This is a genomic window from Rheinheimera texasensis DSM 17496 (assembly GCF_000711985.1).
Classification (GTDB): domain Bacteria; phylum Pseudomonadota; class Gammaproteobacteria; order Enterobacterales; family Alteromonadaceae; genus Pararheinheimera; species Pararheinheimera texasensis.
In genome coordinates, this window is the sequence record NZ_JONU01000007.1 from 115,463 (window position 1) to 133,546 (window position 18,084).

Consider the following 18,084-nt stretch of genomic DNA (forward strand, 5'->3'; position numbering starts at 1 on the left):
AGCGAGCTGTGGTAGCGAAATAAGCAGACCGTCAACCGCAGGGACAGCGGATGATGAGCCTACACGGCTGTGGGCCCCTGGAGTGTTCACGGCGTGTCTGCGTTTTGCTAGCTCAGCCGCTCTACGGAATTTCAATATCTAAATCCGAAGCTGGCACACTACAGCAGGGCAAAAACTCGCCTTTACGGACAAAAGCCAGTGGCTCTTCCAGGTAGCTGATTTGACCAGAAAGTAGTTTGCAGCGGCAGGCGCCGCAAAAGCCGGCACGGCAGTGGAAATTGACCTGGTATTTTTGTTGCTCCAGACTGGTCAGCAAGTTCGGACTTTGCGGGTCAAAATCAAAACTGCTGCCATCCTGTAGCCGGATCCGATGCATCAGAGATCAAAGTCGCCAAAGTCAGCGCCGTCGACTTCATTATCAATCTGACCAACCAGATAAGAGCTGATCTCAGATTCCTGTGGCGCGACCTGCACGTTGTCTGACACCAGCCAGGCATTAATCCATGGAATAGGGTTTTGTGTGGTGCTGAAAATCGGCTTCAGGCCAATGGCAGCCATACGGATATTGGTAATGTATTCAACGTACTGACAAAGAATGTCTTTGTTCAGACCAATCATCGAGCCGTCTTTAAATAAAAACTCAGCCCATTCTTTTTCCTGCTCCGCAGCGCGACGGAAAATGGCATAAGCCTGTTCCTCACATTCCTTCGCGATTTCACCCATTTCCGGGTCATCCTCGCCGGCGGCCATAATGTTCAGCATGTGCTGAGTACCAGTGAGATGCAGGGCTTCGTCACGGGCGATCAGTTTGATGATTTTCGCGTTGCCTTCCATCAGTTCGCGCTCGGCGAAGGCAAAACTACAGGCAAAGCTGACATAAAAACGGATGGCTTCTAATACATTCACCGACATGATGCATAGGTACAGCTGTCGTTTCAGTTCACGCAGCGACACCGAGCGGCGCTCGCCGTTAACTTGATGCGTGCCTTCACCACACAGGTGATACAGGTTAATCGACGCAATCAGTTCGTCATAATACCGCGTCACTTCATCTGCGCGTTCGATGATTTTTTCGTTCAGCAGAATGTCGTCGAAAATTTTGTGCGGCTCAGTGGTGATATTACGCACAATGTGGGTGTAGCTACGGCTGTGAATGGTTTCACTGAAGGCCCAGGTTTCGATCCAGGTTTCCAGTTCCGGCAAGGACACAATCGGTAGTAACGCCACGTTGGGCGAGCGGCCTTGTACTGAGTCGAGTAAGGTCTGGTACTTCAGGTTGCTGATAAAAATATGTTTTTCATGATCCGGCAAATGCTGGAAATCGATCCGGTCTTTACTGACATCCACTTCCTCCGGCCGCCAGAAGAAACTCAGCTGCTTTTCGATTAATTTTTCGAAAATGCCGTATTTCTGTTGGTCGTAGCGCGACACGTTTACCGAGTTGCCAAAAAACATCGGCTCTTTCAGCTGATCATTGTTGGTCCGGTTAAAAGTGGTATAGGTCATGGATTCTCTCGTTTTTATACTTTTAGAAATACAGGATCAGCAATGCGGTTGCTGACACAACAAAGCGGAGCACCGGGCTCCGCTCTTGCAATCAATTTTTTATCAGATCTTACAGGCGCCGCCGGCGCAGCCATCATCTTCAGCGGCTGCAGGCTTGATATCTTCCTGCACATCTGATGCGCCGTCACGGGTGTTGTGATAGTACATCGTCTTCACGCCGAGTTTGTAGGCTGTCAGTAAGTCTTTCAGCAACACCTTCATCGGCACTTTGCCACCGTCGAACTTGGCCGGATCATAGTTAGTGTTGGCAGAAATTGTCTGGTCGACGAACTTCTGCATAATGGCCACCAGGCTGATGTAACCATCATTGCTTGGCATATCCCACAGCAATTCATATTGGTTTTTCAGTCGTTCATACTCTGGTACCACTTGCTTCAGAATGCCATCTTTACTGGCTTTGATACTGATATGGCCACGTGGCGGTTCAATACCGTTCGTCGCATTACTGATTTGCGACGAGGTTTCTGACGGCATCAGCGCTGACAGGGTTGAGTTGCGCAGACCATGTTTGACCACGTCTTTACGCAGTTGCTCCCAGTCCAGCTGCAGCGCTTCGTTACAGACTTTATCCAGATCTTTTTTGTAGGTATCAATCGGCATGATACCTTCAGAATAAGTGGTTTCATTAAACAGCGGGCAAGGGCCAAATTCCTGCGCCAGCTTGTTTGAGGCTTTCATCAGATAATACTGAATGGCTTCAAAAGTGCGGTGCGTCAGTGCATTGGCAGAACCATCTGAGTATTTGACACCATTTTTTGCCAGATAATAGGCGTAGTTAATAACACCAACGCCCAAAGTACGGCGGTTCATCGACGCCTGGAACGCCGCAGGGATTGGGTAATCCTGATAATCCAGCAGGCTGTCCAGTGCGCGCACCGCCAGTTCTGCCAGCTCTTCCAGCTCACCTAAATGCTCAATCGCGCCGAGGTTAAAAGCAGACAGCGTACACAACGCAATTTCACCGTTTGGATCGTTGACGTCATTTAATGGCTTGGTCGGCAGCGCGATTTCCAGACAGAGGTTACTCTGGCGCACCGGGGCGAACTTCGGATTAAACGGGCTGTGCGTGTTGCAGTGGTCAACGTTCTGCAGATAAATGCGGCCGGTCGACGCGCGCTCCTGCATAAACAACGTGAACAGCTCCAGCGCTTTCATACGTTTTTTGCGGATAGAACCGTCGTTTTCGTATTTGACATACAGCTGCTCGAACAGGTCCTGATCTTCAAAAAACGCATCGTACAGGCCTGGCACGTCAGATGGGCTGAACAGCGTGATCATTTCGTCTTTAATCAGACGCTGATACATCAGGCGATTAAACTGCACGCCGTAGTCGAGATGACGTACGCGGTTTTCTTCGACACCGCGGTTGTTTTTCAGTACCAGCAAACTTTCTACTTCTAAATGCCACAGTGGGTAAAACAGGGTGGCAGCGCCACCACGTACGCCGCCTTGTGAGCAGCTCTTCACGGCAGTCTGGAAGTGTTTGTAAAACGGAATACAGCCGGTGTGGAAGGCTTCGCCATTGCGAATTGGGCTACCCAGTGCACGGATGCGACCAGCGTTGATGCCGATGCCGGCGCGCTGGCTGACGTATTTGACGATAGCGCTTGAGGTGGCGTTAATAGAATCCAGGCTGTCACCACATTCAATCAGCACACAAGAGCTGAATTGGCGGGTTGGCGTGCGTACGCCCGACATAATAGGTGTTGGCAGCGATATCTTAAACAGCGACACCGCATCGTAAAAACGGCGCAGGTAATCCAAACGGGTGGCTTTTGGATAATTGGCAAACAGGCAGGCAGCGACCAGGATATAGAGGAACTGCGCGCTTTCATAAATCTGACCTGTGACGCGGTTTTGCACCAGGTACTTACCTTCGAGCTGTTTGACGGCTGCGTAGCTGAAGTTCATGTCACGGTTGTGGTCAATAAAACTGTCAATCTGGTCAATTTCTTCTTTGCTGTAATCGGCCAGAATATGGGCGTCATAGCGCTTGGTTTCCACCATCTGCACGACATGGTCGTACAGCTTTGGCGGTTCAAACTGGCCATAGGCTTTTTTGCGCAGGTGAAACACTGCAAGGCGGGCGGCCATGTACTGATAGTCCGGCGTTTCTTTAGAGATCAGATCGGCGGCAGCTTTAATAATAGTTTCGTGGATATCCGCAGTTTTGATGCCATCGTAAAACTGAATGTGAGATTTCAGTTCAACCTGAGAGACAGATACATTTTGCAGACCTTCGGCCGCCCAGTCGATGACGCGGTGAATTTTATCAAGGTCCAGAGGCTCGCGGGTACCGTCTCTTTTGGTTACGTATAATGGCTGATTCATTGCGAAAGAGTTCCGTCTTAGTTGTAATTTTTAGGGTTGTCGCTGACTGCTGTCAGGCTGCCTGCCCGCAAGAGAAGGGCTGTCCGGCGCCTTGGGGGGCGATAAAACCGGAAGCACTAGATATAGGGCTAAAAGCATAACGAATCACAAGATAAGGTGGATCAAATTCGAATGCAACCCTAAAAATTTTGTGAAAATGGGCTTGATTTTTGCTATGTCAGTGGTCACTAACTTGTCAGCTTCGGGTGGTTGAACGGATCGCAGGAAGCAAGCGATCCGCACAAAAAAAACAGAATTAAATTGATCGGTTAAAAAGTAAAAAGCACTGACTGAAAAGCAAACAGCATGCGGCCAGACGTCTGCTGAAAAGCTGAGCGGTGCTGCAAACAAAGGGTAAATACCCGGTAAGTAAAAAGCGATGTACCACACAGAAATAAACCGCCAGAGTGGCGGTTTATTTCCTCAAGTCTGACAAACTACAAAGCCGGCTTCAGTGCCAGTAAGTGGTCGACCCGGCAATCGGCTCCCCACAGCTCTGGGGTATCTGTAGTGGCGATAAAACCATAGTCGGCAATGATGGATGTCATGCCAGCGCGGTTCGCAGCTTCGATATCGCGCTCGGCATCGCCGATATACCAGCAATCTGCGGCTGCCACACCCATTTTATGCGCCGCCACCCACAGTGGCACCGGACTGGGTTTACGCTGATGTAAACTGTCGCCACCGAGCAGGATTTGGCATTGTTCCATACCGCGCATTTGCCTGAGCATTGCTGCAGCCAGCTTATAAGGCTTATTGGTCACAATGCCCCAGGGAATTTGGCTTTCGCTCAGTAGCGGCAGAAATTGATCCGCACCGCCAAACAGCTTGCTGTGCACTGTTAAATGCTGCTGATAATAATCCAGTAACTCATTGCGCAACGTGGTAAAGGGGAACTCGCGTAGTGAATGACCAAAACCCAGCTCTAATAAACCTTTTGCGCCATGCGACGCCACAGGCCGATATCGCTCGGCGGTCACAGGCGCAAAGCCGTATTTGACCAACACATGATTGAGCGCTGCGCCTAAATCATCCGCGGTGTCGACTAAGGTCCCGTCTAAATCAAATAACACGGCCTTGGCCGGCCGCAGTGGCTGACCGGTTTTTACTGAGATCAGCATGGTTTGTGCGCCACCACGAAATAATTCACGTCGACGCCATCACCAATTCGGAAGCTTTGATTGAGCGGGTTATAGTGCAGTCCGGTGCAATCAACCAGCTCCAGGCCGGCCGCTTCAATAAACCGCATCAGTTCAGACGGGCGGATAAATTTCTGGAAATCGTGTGTGCCTTTGGGCACCAATTTCAGCAGATGCTCAGCGCCGAGAATGGCAAACAAATAACTTTTGGCGGTTTTATTGAGGGTGGAAAACACCAGCGTAGCGCCCGGCGCGGCTAAATCTGCACAGGCCTGCACGACAGAGGCCGGCGCCGGCACGTGCTCGAGCATTTCCATGCAGGTGACCAGTTCAAATTGTGCCGGATGTGCAGCTGCGAACTGCTCAGCAGTACTTTGCTGATAACTGACACTGACGCCGGCTTCCAATGCGTGCAACTTAGCGACGGCTAATGATTCCGGTGCCATATCGATGCCAGTCACCACAGCGCCGGCTTTGGCCATACTTTCTGCCAGAATACCGCCGCCACAGCCCACATCGACTACCTGCTTGCCGAATAAACCCTGCACCTGATCACTGATATAACTGAGCCGGGTCGGGTTTAACTGGTGTAGCGGTTTAAATTCACCGGCCGGGTCCCACCAACGGGAAGCCAGCTCATTAAACTTATTAATTTCAGCCTGATCGACATTGGCAGGCGCGGGGGAAGTGAACTCAGTCATAAGGCAGTCCGGGAGAAATTTGCGGCCATTATAAAGGCTTAGTCTGAACACGCAATGCACACGCCAAAGCGGTGCTAAAAAGTTGCCACACATGATCATGGCAACATGGCGCTATTGTGTTAGAATCCCCTGTTCGTGGTTTGCCGAGATAACAACTATACGCAAGCCAACCCACTGATTTTAAGGGATATAACGCTTTTTATGACAAATCTGGCCAAAGAAATTGTTCCCATCAATATTGAAGAAGAATTAAAGAACTCTTATCTGGATTACGCGATGAGCGTAATCGTCGGCCGGGCGTTGCCGGATGTGCGCGACGGTTTGAAGCCAGTGCACCGCCGTGTTTTATTCGCAATGAAAGAACTCGGTAACGACTGGAATAAAGCCTACAAAAAATCTGCCCGTGTGGTCGGTGACGTCATCGGTAAATACCACCCGCATGGTGACAGTGCTGTGTACGACACCATAGTCCGGATGGCCCAGCCGTTTTCTTTGCGTTATATGCTGGTTGATGGCCAGGGTAACTTCGGTTCTGTTGACGGCGACTCTGCCGCAGCCATGCGTTATACCGAAGTGCGGATGGCCAAAATCACCCAGGAATTGCTGGCTGATTTAGACAAAGAAACGGTTGATTTTGTGCCGAACTACGACGGCACTGAACAAATCCCGGCTGTATTGCCGACCAAAATCCCTAACTTACTGATCAATGGTTCCAGCGGTATCGCGGTCGGTATGGCGACCAACATTCCGCCACACAACATCACTGAAGTGATTAATGCCTGTCTGGCTATTATCGCTAATCCGGACATCACTATTCCGGAGCTGATGGAACATATCCCGGGCCCGGATTTCCCGACTGCCGCTATTATTAACGGCCGCCGTGGTATCGAAGAGGCTTACCGCACTGGCCGCGGCAAAGTCTATATCCGCGCTAAAACCCACATCGAAACGGATGACAAATCAGGCCGTGAGTCGATTGTCGTCACTGAAATTCCGTATCAGGTCAACAAAGCGCGTCTGATTGAAAAAATCGCCGAACTGGTCAAAGAAAAACGCATTGAAGGCATCAGTGCGCTGCGCGACGAGTCTGACAAAGACGGTATGCGCATTGTTATTGAAGTCAAACGCGGCGAATCGAGTGATGTGCTGCTGAACCATTTATATGCCAATACTCAGATGCAAACTGTGTTTGGTATCAACATGGTGGCACTGGATCAGGGCCAGCCGAAGTTACTGGGCCTGAAAGAAATTCTTGAGTGTTTTGTGCTGCACCGCCGCGAAGTGGTGACACGCCGTACCGTCTACGACCTGAAAAAAGCCCGTGACCGCGCGCATATCTTAGAAGGTCTGGCGATTGCGCTGACCAATATCGATGAAATCATCGAACTGATTAAAACGTCGAACAGCCCGTCAGATGCCAAATCTGGTTTAGTCTCACGCGGCTGGAAACTGGGTAACGTGCAGGAAATGCTGGAGCGTGCCGGTGAAAGTGCTGCCCGTCCGGAATGGCTGGAAGCGCATTTCGGTATCCGTGATGGCTATTATTACCTGACTGAACAACAAGCTCAGGCCATCCTGGATTTACGTCTGCATAAATTAACCGGCCTTGAACACGAAAAAATCCTCGGCGAATACAAAGAACTGCTGGATTTAATCGCTGAATTGCTGCATATCCTTGCCAGTTCAGTCCGGTTGATGGAAGTGATTTGTGAAGAATTAGAGGCCGCGAAACTGCAATATGGCGATGCCCGCCGTACTGAGATCCAGGACAATGCGCTGGATATCAATATGGAAGATTTGATTGCCGAAGAAGATGTCGTTGTGACCTTGTCGCACTTGGGTTACGCCAAATATCAGGCGCTGACCGATTATGAAGCACAGCGTCGCGGTGGCCGTGGTAAAGCGGCAACGACTGTCAAAGACGAAGACTTCGTCGACCAGTTACTGATTGCCTCCACGCACGACACTATTTTGTGTTTCTCTGACAGTGGTCGCCTCTATTGGCTCAAGGTGTATCAACTGCCGCTGGCATCGCGTCAGGCGCGCGGTAAACCTATCGTCAACCTGTTGCCGCTGGAAGAAAACGAGCGCATCACCGCCATTCTGCCGGTACGCGAATACGAAGAAGGCAAGTTTGTCTTTATGGCGACTGCCAACGGCACAGTGAAGAAAACTGCGCTGACCGAATACTCACGGCCACGTTCGAACGGCATTATCGCCGTGAATCTGAACGAAGGTGACCAGTTGATTGGCGTGGATATCACGGACGGCAACAGCCAAATCATGCTGTTCTCTGACGACGGTAAAGTGGTGCGTTTCCACGAAGAACAAGTGCGTGGCATGGGCCGCACCGCGACCGGCGTTCGCGGTATCAAACTGCGTGAAAACGGCTCTGTGGTGTCATTAATTGTGCCGAAGTCGGATGGCGCTATTCTGACTGTCACTGAAAACGGTTATGGCAAACGCACACCGTTAGACCAGTATCCAGAGAAGAGCCGTGCAACGCAGGGTGTGGTGTCGATCAAAGTGTCAGAGCGTAATGGTCTGGTGGTAGGCGCTGTGCAGGTTAACGCGCTCGATGAAATCATGCTGATCTCGAACAAAGGCACACTGGTGCGGACCCGCGTGAAAGAAGTGTCACAAGTCGGTCGTAATACCGCTGGCGTCATTCTGATCCGTACCCAGGAAAATGAAAAAGTCGTAGGCGTACAGCGTATCGACGAAATTCAGGATGCTGAGGAGCTGGCTGCGGCAGAAGCAGAAGTGCAGCAGCTGGATGCGCAGAACCGGGTCGATGTTGAAGTCGAAGCGGATACCGCGGACGACTCAGAAGAGTAAATTCGAAAAGGCACCTGCGGGTGCCTTTTTTCTGTCTGCGGGTTTCTGCCGGTCGTAAAATGCGATACAGTGAGCCTCATAAATTGAGCCATCCAGATGGCGAAAATTGCTGCAGTGCCGGTACTTCGATAATAACAAAACCGTCAAAGTCTGCCGCCAGGTCCCAAGCCCGTTTTAATCCGCGAATATTATGTTTGACGCAATGAGGTAAAAATGACGACCTATAACTTTTGTGCCGGTCCGGCAATGTTGCCGGTGGAAGTGATGCAGCAAGCGCAGGAAGAGCTGATCAACTGGCATGGCCGGGGTTGTTCCATTATGGAAATGAGCCATCGTGGCAAAGACTTTATTAAAGTCGCGGCACAGGCAGAGCAAGACTTACGCGATTTATTACAGGTGCCGGCCAATTATAAAGTGCTGTTTATGCACGGTGGTGGCCGCGGCCAGTTTTCTGCGGTGCCGCTGAATTTACTCAAAGCCGGCCAAAGCGCTGACTACATCGTTTCCGGCGCCTGGTCGAAAGCTGCCGCTGAAGAAGCGCACAAATTTGGCACTATTGCCGTTCAGGGTATTGCGCAGAAAACCGAAGATGGCCTGCGTAGCCTCAAAGCTGCAGCCGACTGGCATCTGGATGCAAAATCGGCTTTTGTGCATTTTTGTCCGAACGAAACCGTCGACGGCCTCGAATTTACTGATTTGCCGCAAACACAGGTGCCACTGGTAGCCGACTTATCTTCAACGATTTTATCGCGGCCTATCGATGTTAGCCGTTATGGCGTCATTTATGCCGGCGCGCAGAAAAATATCGGCCCTTCAGGCCTGACGTTGGCGCTGGTGCGCGAAGATTTGTTACCGCCAGCCGGAGCGGCAATTCCGGCCGTGCTGGATTATCGTCTGGCGGCCGAAAACGACTCAATGTTTAACACACCGCCGACTTATGCCTGGTATCTGGCCGGGCTGGTCTTCCAGTGGCTAAAGCGTCAGGGCGGCGTCGAAGCAATGGGCAAGCTGAATCAGCTGAAGGCGCAAACGCTATACAACTATGTCGACCAAAGCGATTTTTATCGCAATGACGTGGATACGCGTTACCGTTCCTGGATGAATGTGCCGTTTTTGCTGGCCGATGAGCGCCTCAATGACAAGTTCGTTGCTGAGGCTGAAGCCAACGGTTTATTGGCCTTGAAAGGCCACCGAATGGTGGGGGGCATGCGCGCCAGCATTTACAATGCTATGCCGCTGGAAGGCGTGCAGACGCTTGTCACTTTTATGCGTGAATTTGAGCGGGTGAACGGCTGATGAAGACCTTAACCCTGCAGAAAATCAACGGCGTACAAGGCACAGTACATTTACCGGGTTCAAAAAGTATCTCTAACCGGGTGTTGCTGCTGGCCGCACTGGCAAAGGGCGAAACTCGGATCAGCAATCTGCTGCACAGCGACGATATCGAACATATGCTCAATGCACTGACGGCGTTGGGTGTGTCCTATCAGCTGTCTGATTGTAAAAGTAAATGTGTGGTTCAGGGCCTCGGTGGGTTATTCCATCATCCGGCGCCACTGGAGCTTTTTCTCGGTAATGCCGGCACAGCGATGCGGCCATTAACGGCTGCGCTGGCAGCGTCAAATGTGGATGTCACTTTGACTGGCGAGCCACGGATGTACGAGCGGCCTATTGGGCACTTGGTTGACGCGCTGCGCCAGCTTGGCGCCGATATCAGCTATTTGCAGCAAGACGGTTTCCCGCCGCTGCAGATCCGTGGCAAAGCCTTAAGCGGTGGCACTGTAAAAATTGATGGTAGTATTTCCAGCCAGTTTTTAACTGCTGTGCTGATGGTTGCACCTTTATTAGCAGATGACAGTGAAATCGAGATCGTGGGTGACTTGGTATCTAAACCCTATATCGATATCACACTGGCACTGATGAGCCGCTTTGGTGTGACTATCGATAACCAGAATTATCAGAAGTTTGTCATTGCCGGCCGCCAACAATATGTCTCTCCGGGCAACTGGCTGGTTGAAGGCGACGCATCGTCTGCCAGTTATTTCCTTGCCGCAGCGGCCATTGGCGGCAGTGTCAAAGTCACTGGTATCGGCAAACACGCAGTGCAAGGCGACATTCGCTTTGCTGATGCGCTGGAAGCGATGGGCGCGACCGTGGAATGGGGCGATGACTATATTTCGGTTACGCGAAACCAATTAAATGGCATCGATCGTGATTACAACGCCATTCCTGATGCGGCTATGACCATTGCTACGACAGCGTTATTCGCTAAAGGACCGACGCTGATCCGAAACGTCTATAACTGGCGCGTCAAAGAAACAGACCGTTTGCATGCGATGGCGACGGAACTGCGTAAAGTCGGTGCCGAAGTGGAAGAAGGCGAAGACTACCTGAAAGTGACGCCACCGGCTCAGATCCAACACGCCAGTATCGCCACTTACAATGACCATCGCATGGCCATGTGTTTCTCAATGTTGGCTTTTGCCGATTGTGGTGTGACTATTGAAGATCCGGATTGCACCCGCAAAACATTTCCGCAGTATTTTGAAGTGTTTAACGGCTTAGCAACCTAAAACGCGTAACCAATATCAAGTGACGCTAAGGCGCGGTTTTTCTTAGAGAAACCGCGCTTTTTTTAACATTTGTCTGTATAATGCCGGCCTTTAGTGGTTTTACCAGTTATCTGGAGGCAGCATGCAGAGTATTCCGGTCATCACGATTGACGGCCCCGGCGGTTCCGGTAAAGGCACAATTTGCCGTCTGGTCGCCCAACAATTAGGCTGGCACCTGCTCGACAGCGGCGCAATCTACCGGGTACTGGCGCTTGCAGCTATTCATCACGACATCGCTGCCGATGACGAAGAAGCACTGCAACCACTGGCTGCACACCTGGATGTTCAGTTTAACTCGGACGATGCCGGCAATGTGCGTATTACGCTCGAAGGCGAAAACGTCACTCATACTATCCGCACCGAAGAAGTCGGCTCCGTTGCCTCAAAAATTGCCTCATTACCACGCGTCCGAGAAGCCTTATTACGCCGCCAACGCGCCTTCCGCGAAGCTCCGGGTTTAGTCGCCGACGGCCGTGATATGGGGACTGTGGTTTTCCCTGGTGCTGAAGTAAAAATCTTCTTGACCGCCGCGGCTGAAGAGCGCGCCAGACGGCGTTATTTAGAGTTGAAACAAAAGGGCCATGATGTTAACATCGGCGACCTTTTGAGCGAAATTCAGGCAAGGGACGAGCGCGATATGAATCGTGCGGTGGCGCCGCTGAAACCGGCTGCTGATGCGTACCTGCTGGATTCGACCGATAAATCTATTGAACAAGTGTTGGCAGAAGTCCTGAGCTTCATGAAGAAGCAGTTGAACCAGGCCTGACATTACTTTGGACAGCCGCAGACATGGATGCCTCGCGGTAAATTAAGCAACCCCACCCAATATGGACCTAAGGTGGAGCAACTAACCGAAACAGTGAAAAATGACTGAAAATTTTGCACAATTATTTGAGGAAAGCCTCAAGACTATCGAAACTCGCCCAGGTTCAATCGTTAAGGGCACTATCGTAGCAATCCACAAAGACGTAGTACTGGTTGACGCCGGTCTGAAATCTGAAGCTGCGATCCCGGTTGAACAATTCAAAAACCTGGCTGGCGAAGTTGAAGTGAACGTTGGTGACATCATCGACGTAGCTCTGGACGCAGTTGAAGATGGTTTCGGTGAGACATTACTGTCTCGCGAAAAAGCCAAACGTCACGAGTCCTGGGTACGCCTGGAAAAAGCTTGTGAAGAAAAAGCCACCGTTATCGGTGTTATCACTGGCAAAGTTAAAGGCGGTTTCACTGTCGAAGTTGACGGTATCCGTGCATTCCTGCCTGGTTCATTAGTCGATGTCCGTCCAGTACGTGACACGCTGCACTTAGAACACAAAGAACTTGAGTTCAAAGTCATCAAATTAGATCAGAAGCGTAACAACGTTGTAGTTTCTCGCCGCGCTGTTATCGAATCTGAAAGCTCAGCTGAGCGCGATACTCTGCTGCAAAACCTGGAAGAAGGCATGGAAGTCAAAGGTATCGTTAAGAACCTGACTGACTACGGTGCATTCGTTGACCTGGGTGGCGTAGACGGCTTACTGCACATCACTGACATGGCTTGGAAACGCGTTAAGCACCCAAGCGAAATCGTCAATGTTGGCGACGAAATCCCGGTAAAAGTTCTGAAGTTCGACCGCGAGAAGCAACGTGTTTCTCTGGGTCTGAAACAGATGGGCGAAGATCCATGGGCAGCTATCGCTTCTCGTTACCCAGAAGGTGCTCGCATCACTGGTCGCGTAACCAACCTGACCGATTACGGCTGCTTCGTTGAAATCGAAGAAGGCGTTGAAGGTCTGGTACACGTTTCAGAAATGGACTGGACCAACAAAAACATCCACCCATCTAAAGTTGTTAACTTAGGTGATTCAGTGGAAGTTATGGTTCTGGAAATCGACGAAGAACGTCGTCGTATTTCTTTAGGTCTGAAACAGTGCAAAGCCAACCCATGGGAAGAGTTTGCTAAAGGCTTCAACAAAGGCGACCGCGTTTCCGGTAAGATCAAGTCAATCACTGACTTCGGTATCTTCATTGGTCTGGACGGCGGCATTGACGGCCTGGTTCACCTGTCAGACATCAGCTGGAATTCAACAGGCGAAGACGCCGTACGTGAATTCAAGAAAGGCGACGAAGTGTCTGCCGTTGTTCTGCAAGTTGACCCAGAGCGCGAGCGTATCTCTTTAGGCATCAAGCAATTAGACGAAGACCCGTTCAACGGCTATCTTGCTGATAACAAAAAAGGTGCTATCGTTAAAGGTACAGTAACTGCAGTTGACGCGAAAGGCGCGACAGTATTACTGGAAGGCGGCGTAGAAGGTTATGTTCGCGTTTCTGATATCGCTCGTGAGCGTATCGAAGACGCAACTACTGCGCTGAAAGTAGGTGAAGAAGTTGAAGCTCGCCTGATGGGTGTTGACCGCAAAAACCGCGTGATCAGCCTGTCAATCAAAGCCAAGTTCGAAGCTGAAGAGAAAGAAGCGTTAGAATCAATCAAGCAGGACGATTCTGCTTTTGGTGGTAACGCAATGGCTGAAGCATTCAAAGCAGCTCAGAAATCTGAGTAATTGATGCAAGCCGGTCGGTTGGGGCATTTGCCTCAACCGGCATTTTCCAGCAACAGTGTAAGCGGAGTCCTTATGACCAAATCTGAGTTGATCGAAAAGTTAGCAACTGATTTTCCTCATATCCAGGTAAAAGATGTTGAGTCCGCCGTTAAAGAAATTCTCGAGCAAATGGCCGGTTCTCTCGCTGCGAACGAGCGCATTGAGATCCGCGGTTTCGGTAGTTTCTCCTTACACTTCAGAGCTCCACGGGTAGGTCGCAATCCGAAAACCGGCGACAAAGTTGAACTTGACGGTAAATACGTCCCGCATTTTAAACCAGGTAAAGAATTACGCGACCGCGTCAAAGAAAATACCTGAGTCTTGTCCGCGCTGATGCAGCGACGGTGCTAACGGAGCCGAGTTTGAGAAAGCTGATTTTTTTCCTGTGTTTTTCTGTGCTCATCCTGATTGGTCTGTTTTTCGGCTCAATCAACCAGCAAGTCGCTGAATTAAACTATTTTATTGCCAAAGCTGAGCTGCGGGTTGTCGATATCGCCCTGTTATTTTTACTGCTCGGCTTTGCCATCGGTCTGAGCCTGTCTTTGACAATTCTGGTGAAGTTGCGTACCAAACGCTGGATTAACCGGGCGATGAGCAAGACCTGATCCTATGCTTGAACTGCTATTTCTGTTGTTGCCTGTTGCCGCCGCTTATGGCTGGTTTTTTGGCCGCAACAGTCTGCGGCAGGAAGAGCTGAAAAACAAAGCAAACGTCGCGAAAAACCTGTCCTCCGGGTTAAATTTCCTGCTGACCGATCAGGAAGACAAAGCGATTGAGCAGCTGCTGCAATTGCTCGATATCGAAGCTGCGACTATTGATACCTATCTGGCACTGGCCAACTTATTCCGGCGCAAGGGCGATTGGGATAAAGCTATCCGCATTCATGAAAAATTACACCAGTTAAAGCTCCCCAAAGCACAGGCCCAGCAGATTCAGCTGGAACTGGCGAAAGACTATTTTTCCGCCGGTTTGTATGACCGCGCTGAAAGTTTATTGCGAAAGCTGGTTGATAGCGACCCGTTGCAGGAAACCGCGTTAAAACAACTATTTGCCATTTTTGTCGTGACGCATGACTGGCATAAGGCTGCTGATTTTGCGCCGCAAGTGGATAAAACTGATTCGCGTTCGTTGCGGATTGCGCTCGCCAATATGCGCTGCGAAGACCAGAAAAAGCCGATGGATGTGATGGCGCTACGTATTTTGGCGCAAAAATATCCGCAGGCAATTAGGCCAAGGCTGCAGCTGGCAAGAAAACTATTAGCCGAGCAGTCATTGGCCGACGCCGCTGTGGCCTATAAATCGGTGCTGACACAAAAACCACAGTGGGCTGCTGATATTCTGCCGGAACTACAACGCTGCCAATTGCCGGAAGACGAGTGGTATCCGTTGTTAAGCCAGCTGGTACACAAAAATAAAAACATCACAGCCACTATCTTTATGTGCGACTGGCTGGTGCAGACCGGCTCGCCTGCGGCGGGTGAACAGCTGCTGCTGGAAAAACTGCAGCAACAGCCGAATATTCGTTTATTCCAGCGGTTGCTGCAAATCAGGCAGCTAAATCAGCCAACGCAGATGGAAGCCCTACAGGCCATCGACGGCCTGGTGCGCGCCTATCTTGATACGAAAATCCTGTATAGCTGCCGCAATTGCGGTTTTAAAACCCGGCAGCAATACTGGTTATGTCCGTCCTGCCAGCAATGGGAGACGGTTGAACCTCTGGGCGGCATTGACGGCCGCTAATCTTGCCCTTTCTGTTAGTGGAATTATCGTTATGCAATTAAGCCCTGTTGTGGTGGCGCTGGATTATGAAGACCAAGGCGCAGCATTAAATCTGGTGAGCCAGCTTGACCCAACTCTGTGCCGGTTAAAAGTCGGCAAAGAGATGTTTACCCATTTCGGCCCCGATTTTGTCCGTGAACTACAACAACGCCGCTTTGACGTGTTCCTCGATTTAAAATTTCACGATATTCCAAACACAGTAGCAAAAGCGGTAAAAGCCGCGGCAGATCTTGGCGTCTGGATGGTCAACGTGCATGCCAGTGGCGGTAGCCGGATGATGGTGGCGGCACGTGAAGCACTGCAAAGCTATGGCGCTGACAAGCCACTGCTGATTGCCGTGACTGTGTTGACGTCGATGGAGCAGGCTGATTTACTCGAATTGGGCATCACCTTGACGCCTGAACAGCAGGTGCTGAAACTTGCGGGCCTGACGCAGCAAGCGGGCTTGGACGGCGTGGTCTGTTCAGCGCATGAAGCAAGCCTGCTGAAACAGCAATTTGGTAAAGAATTTCAATTAGTTACGCCTGGTATTCGCCCGGCATTTGCCGGTGCGGATGACCAAAAACGCGTGATGACGCCGGCACAAGCTGTCGCTGTGGGTGTTGATTATATGGTGATTGGCCGGCCTATTACCAAAGCGGCTGATCCGCTGGCCGCTTTACAGGCGATTTATCGGGAATTAAGCGCGGTTTAAACCGCTCTCAGAAGGATGTTTTATTGGATGCAGTCAACCTCAATATTCTGATATTCGGTGCGCTGTTCACGGTCAGTATCATTGCAACCTTGATCTCAGCGCGCTTTGGCGCGCCTTTGTTGCTGATCTTTCTGGTGATGGGCATGCTGGCTGGTGAAGATGGGGTCTTGGGCATTCAATTTGCAAATCCCGATGTGGCGCTGCTGATTGGTTCAGTCGCGCTGGTCATTATCTTATTTGACGGCGGGATGCGCACGCATCCTGACCGGGTCAAAGTTGTGTTAGCGCCTTCGGCGGCGCTCGCGACTGTCGGCGTTGTCATTACCTGTCTGATTTTGGGCCTTGCGGCCATGTATCTGTTTAAGCTCACCTTGTTAGAAGGCTTGTTGCTTGGGGCTATTTTAAGCTCGACCGACGCTGCTGCGGTGTTTTCTATTTTTCAGTCGGCCGGGCTTAATATCAAAGAGCGGGTGGCGTCGACACTGGAAATAGAGTCGGGCAGTAACGACCCGATGGCGGTGATGCTGACATTTACACTGGTCAGTGTGGTCGCAGGTGAAGCAGCGCTTGGCTGGAGCACCATGCTGGTTTTTGTGCAGCAGGCGTTGGTTGGCGCTTTGTTCGGCTGGGGCGGTGGCAGGTCGCTGATTTGGCTTTGCCGTAAGTTACCGTTAAGCCCGGCGTTCTTCCCGTTATTTGCTATTTCCTGTGCTTTGTTGCTGTACGGTCTGACTAACCAGTTTGGCGGTAGTGGATTTTTGGCCGTGTACCTTGCTGGTTTTCTGGTGGGCAATGCGCGGCTTGCCCCAGTTCAACATATTCTGCGTTTGCAGGATGGTTTGGCATGGCTTAGTCAAATCATCATGTTTTTGATGTTGGGTTTGCTGGTGACACCAACGGATCTGCTGGACTATCTGCTGCCAGCTATCGCACTGGCGCTGGTGATGATTTTCGTCGCGCGGCCGCTTGCTGTGGTGCTGAGCCTGCTGCCGTTTCATTTCCCCAAACGTGACCAGATTTTTATCAGCTGGGTAGGGCTGCGCGGCGCTGTGCCGATTATCCTCGCTTTAATTCCCTGGCTTGCCGGCGTGCCGAATAAAGATTTGTACTTTAACGTGGCGTTTTTCGTAGTGATTGTATCGCTGTTAATTCAGGGTTGGTCGATAGCACCGGTCGCGCGTTGGTTAAAACTGGAAGTACCAAAAGCCCCTGGTGCAGATTATGTGATGCCGCTGGAAGTCGCACAAAGCAAAGACGTGCTGCAGGTGTTGGCGTATCAGGTCAACGCCGATTCACCGGTACTCGATACCGACTGGACCATGTTACCGGTGCCATCCTCAGTGCAGTTTTTAGGCATAGTTCGAAATGGTGAATGGATCCAATGTCTGGATTGCACGCGTTTTAAAGCCAACGACACACTGATGGTGATGGCTAAGGCTGCCGACAGCGCTGTAGTCAGTGAAGTGCTGTCTAGTTACGCGGCTGAAGCCAGCCAGAGCAAACAAGACTTCTTCGGTGAATTTGTCCTCAACGGTCAAATCACACTGGCCGATTTGGGCGCGTTCTACACCATAGATTTTGGTCAGTTAGACCCAACACAATCCATTTCAGATTATATCAGCGCGCGCTTTTTCCGCCGCGTCGTGGTTGGTGACGACGTCCAGCTCGACCAACTCATTCTGACTGTGCGGCAAATCGATGAACAAGACCGTATTTTGCAGGTTGGTATTAAACCGGCTTGATAACCGGTGTTTTACAGGTATCTGTAAGTGGTGCTTTAGGAAAGTTATTCATTGGTTTCCTTAG

The 18,084-nt window shown here is 50.8% G+C and carries 15 protein-coding genes; 10 read left to right on the forward strand and 5 right to left on the reverse strand.

The genetic code is table 11. From position 1 onward, the window contains the following. Window positions 1-121 precede the first annotated feature (121 nt). The 5 genes from yfaE to ubiG form a co-directional block, all read right to left on the reverse strand. Window positions 122-376 (reverse strand): class I ribonucleotide reductase maintenance protein YfaE, encoded by a 255-nt coding sequence (gene yfaE / locus Q399_RS0100665; RefSeq protein ID WP_031564396.1) that lies wholly within the window; start codon window positions 374-376, stop codon window positions 122-124. Next, complete coding sequence (nrdB, locus tag Q399_RS0100670) at window positions 376-1,506, reverse strand: class Ia ribonucleoside-diphosphate reductase subunit beta (RefSeq protein ID WP_031564398.1); 1,131 nt, start codon at window positions 1,504-1,506, stop codon at window positions 376-378. Before nrdB ends, yfaE begins: the two co-directional genes overlap by 1 nt. 102 nt (window positions 1,507-1,608) lie before the next feature. Beyond that, a complete protein-coding gene (gene nrdA / locus Q399_RS0100675) occupies window positions 1,609-3,897 on the reverse strand; it encodes a class 1a ribonucleoside-diphosphate reductase subunit alpha (RefSeq protein WP_031564400.1) in 2,289 nt (762 codons plus the stop codon). Window positions 3,898-4,373: 476 nt separating this feature from the next. Further along, complete coding sequence (locus Q399_RS0100685) at window positions 4,374-5,057, reverse strand: HAD family hydrolase (protein WP_051685636.1); 684 nt, start codon at window positions 5,055-5,057, stop codon at window positions 4,374-4,376. Next, complete coding sequence (gene ubiG, locus Q399_RS0100690; protein ID WP_031564406.1) at window positions 5,051-5,776, reverse strand: bifunctional 2-polyprenyl-6-hydroxyphenol methylase/3-demethylubiquinol 3-O-methyltransferase UbiG; 726 nt, start codon at window positions 5,774-5,776, stop codon at window positions 5,051-5,053. Before ubiG ends, Q399_RS0100685 begins: the two co-directional genes overlap by 7 nt. A gap of 201 nt (window positions 5,777-5,977) precedes the next feature. On the opposite strand from ubiG, the gene gyrA reads away from it, so the two are divergent. From gyrA to Q399_RS0100740, 10 genes are all read left to right on the forward strand, one after another. After that, window positions 5,978-8,614, forward strand: a complete 2,637-nt coding sequence (gene gyrA, locus Q399_RS0100695) for a DNA topoisomerase (ATP-hydrolyzing) subunit A (protein ID WP_031564409.1) — start codon at window positions 5,978-5,980, stop codon at window positions 8,612-8,614. A 213-nt stretch (window positions 8,615-8,827) separates the two neighbouring features. After that, the gene (gene serC, locus Q399_RS0100700) at window positions 8,828-9,910 is read left to right on the forward strand and encodes a 3-phosphoserine/phosphohydroxythreonine transaminase (RefSeq protein ID WP_031564411.1); all 1,083 of its coding nucleotides are present in this window, start codon (window positions 8,828-8,830) and stop codon (window positions 9,908-9,910) included. Then, on the forward strand, window positions 9,910-11,187 hold the full coding sequence (gene aroA / locus Q399_RS0100705) for a 3-phosphoshikimate 1-carboxyvinyltransferase (RefSeq protein ID WP_031564414.1): 1,278 nt from the start codon (window positions 9,910-9,912) through the stop codon (window positions 11,185-11,187). Before serC ends, aroA begins: the two co-directional genes overlap by 1 nt. 121 nt (window positions 11,188-11,308) lie before the next feature. Next, window positions 11,309-11,992 (forward strand): (d)CMP kinase, encoded by a 684-nt coding sequence (cmk, locus tag Q399_RS0100710; protein ID WP_031564417.1) that lies wholly within the window; start codon window positions 11,309-11,311, stop codon window positions 11,990-11,992. Window positions 11,993-12,092: 100 nt separating this feature from the next. Beyond that, a complete protein-coding gene (gene rpsA, locus Q399_RS0100715) occupies window positions 12,093-13,766 on the forward strand; it encodes a 30S ribosomal protein S1 (RefSeq protein WP_031564420.1) in 1,674 nt (557 codons plus the stop codon). Window positions 13,767-13,769: 3 nt separating this feature from the next. Further along, window positions 13,770-14,123, forward strand: a complete 354-nt coding sequence (ihfB, locus tag Q399_RS0100720; RefSeq protein WP_479691986.1) for an integration host factor subunit beta — start codon at window positions 13,770-13,772, stop codon at window positions 14,121-14,123. Between the two features lie 44 nt (window positions 14,124-14,167). Continuing rightward, entirely contained in the window at window positions 14,168-14,410 is a 243-nt protein-coding gene (locus Q399_RS0100725) for a lipopolysaccharide assembly protein LapA domain-containing protein (RefSeq protein WP_031564423.1), read from the forward strand. A 4-nt stretch (window positions 14,411-14,414) separates the two neighbouring features. Continuing rightward, window positions 14,415-15,545, forward strand: a complete 1,131-nt coding sequence (locus Q399_RS0100730) for a tetratricopeptide repeat protein (RefSeq protein ID WP_031564425.1) — start codon at window positions 14,415-14,417, stop codon at window positions 15,543-15,545. A gap of 31 nt (window positions 15,546-15,576) precedes the next feature. Then, window positions 15,577-16,278 (forward strand): orotidine-5'-phosphate decarboxylase, encoded by a 702-nt coding sequence (gene pyrF / locus Q399_RS0100735; protein ID WP_031564427.1) that lies wholly within the window; start codon window positions 15,577-15,579, stop codon window positions 16,276-16,278. A 23-nt stretch (window positions 16,279-16,301) separates the two neighbouring features. Further along, entirely contained in the window at window positions 16,302-18,020 is a 1,719-nt protein-coding gene (locus tag Q399_RS0100740; RefSeq protein WP_031564429.1) for a potassium/proton antiporter, read from the forward strand. The last annotated feature ends 64 nt before the right edge of the window (window positions 18,021-18,084 follow it).

What these genes read in the sequence shown, in the direction of transcription:
- cmk (WP_031564417.1), top strand. Translation starts at nt 11,309, where the DNA reads ATGCAGAGTATTCCGGTCATCACGATTGACGGCCCCGGCGGTTCCGGT.
- aroA (WP_031564414.1), top strand. Translation starts at nt 9,910, where the DNA reads ATGAAGACCTTAACCCTGCAGAAAATCAACGGCGTACAAGGCACAGTA.
- ihfB (WP_479691986.1), top strand. Translation starts at nt 13,770, where the DNA reads ATGCAAGCCGGTCGGTTGGGGCATTTGCCTCAACCGGCATTTTCCAGC.
- pyrF (WP_031564427.1), top strand. Translation starts at nt 15,577, where the DNA reads ATGCAATTAAGCCCTGTTGTGGTGGCGCTGGATTATGAAGACCAAGGC.
- Q399_RS0100685 (WP_051685636.1), bottom strand. Translation starts at nt 5,057, where the DNA reads ATGCTGATCTCAGTAAAAACCGGTCAGCCACTGCGGCCGGCCAAGGCC.
- yfaE (WP_031564396.1), bottom strand. Translation starts at nt 376, where the DNA reads ATGCATCGGATCCGGCTACAGGATGGCAGCAGTTTTGATTTTGACCCG.
- Q399_RS0100730 (WP_031564425.1), top strand. Translation starts at nt 14,415, where the DNA reads ATGCTTGAACTGCTATTTCTGTTGTTGCCTGTTGCCGCCGCTTATGGC.
- rpsA (WP_031564420.1), top strand. Translation starts at nt 12,093, where the DNA reads ATGACTGAAAATTTTGCACAATTATTTGAGGAAAGCCTCAAGACTATC.
- gyrA (WP_031564409.1), top strand. Translation starts at nt 5,978, where the DNA reads ATGACAAATCTGGCCAAAGAAATTGTTCCCATCAATATTGAAGAAGAA.
- serC (WP_031564411.1), top strand. Translation starts at nt 8,828, where the DNA reads ATGACGACCTATAACTTTTGTGCCGGTCCGGCAATGTTGCCGGTGGAA.
- nrdA (WP_031564400.1), bottom strand. Translation starts at nt 3,897, where the DNA reads ATGAATCAGCCATTATACGTAACCAAAAGAGACGGTACCCGCGAGCCT.
- nrdB (WP_031564398.1), bottom strand. Translation starts at nt 1,506, where the DNA reads ATGACCTATACCACTTTTAACCGGACCAACAATGATCAGCTGAAAGAG.
- ubiG (WP_031564406.1), bottom strand. Translation starts at nt 5,776, where the DNA reads ATGACTGAGTTCACTTCCCCCGCGCCTGCCAATGTCGATCAGGCTGAA.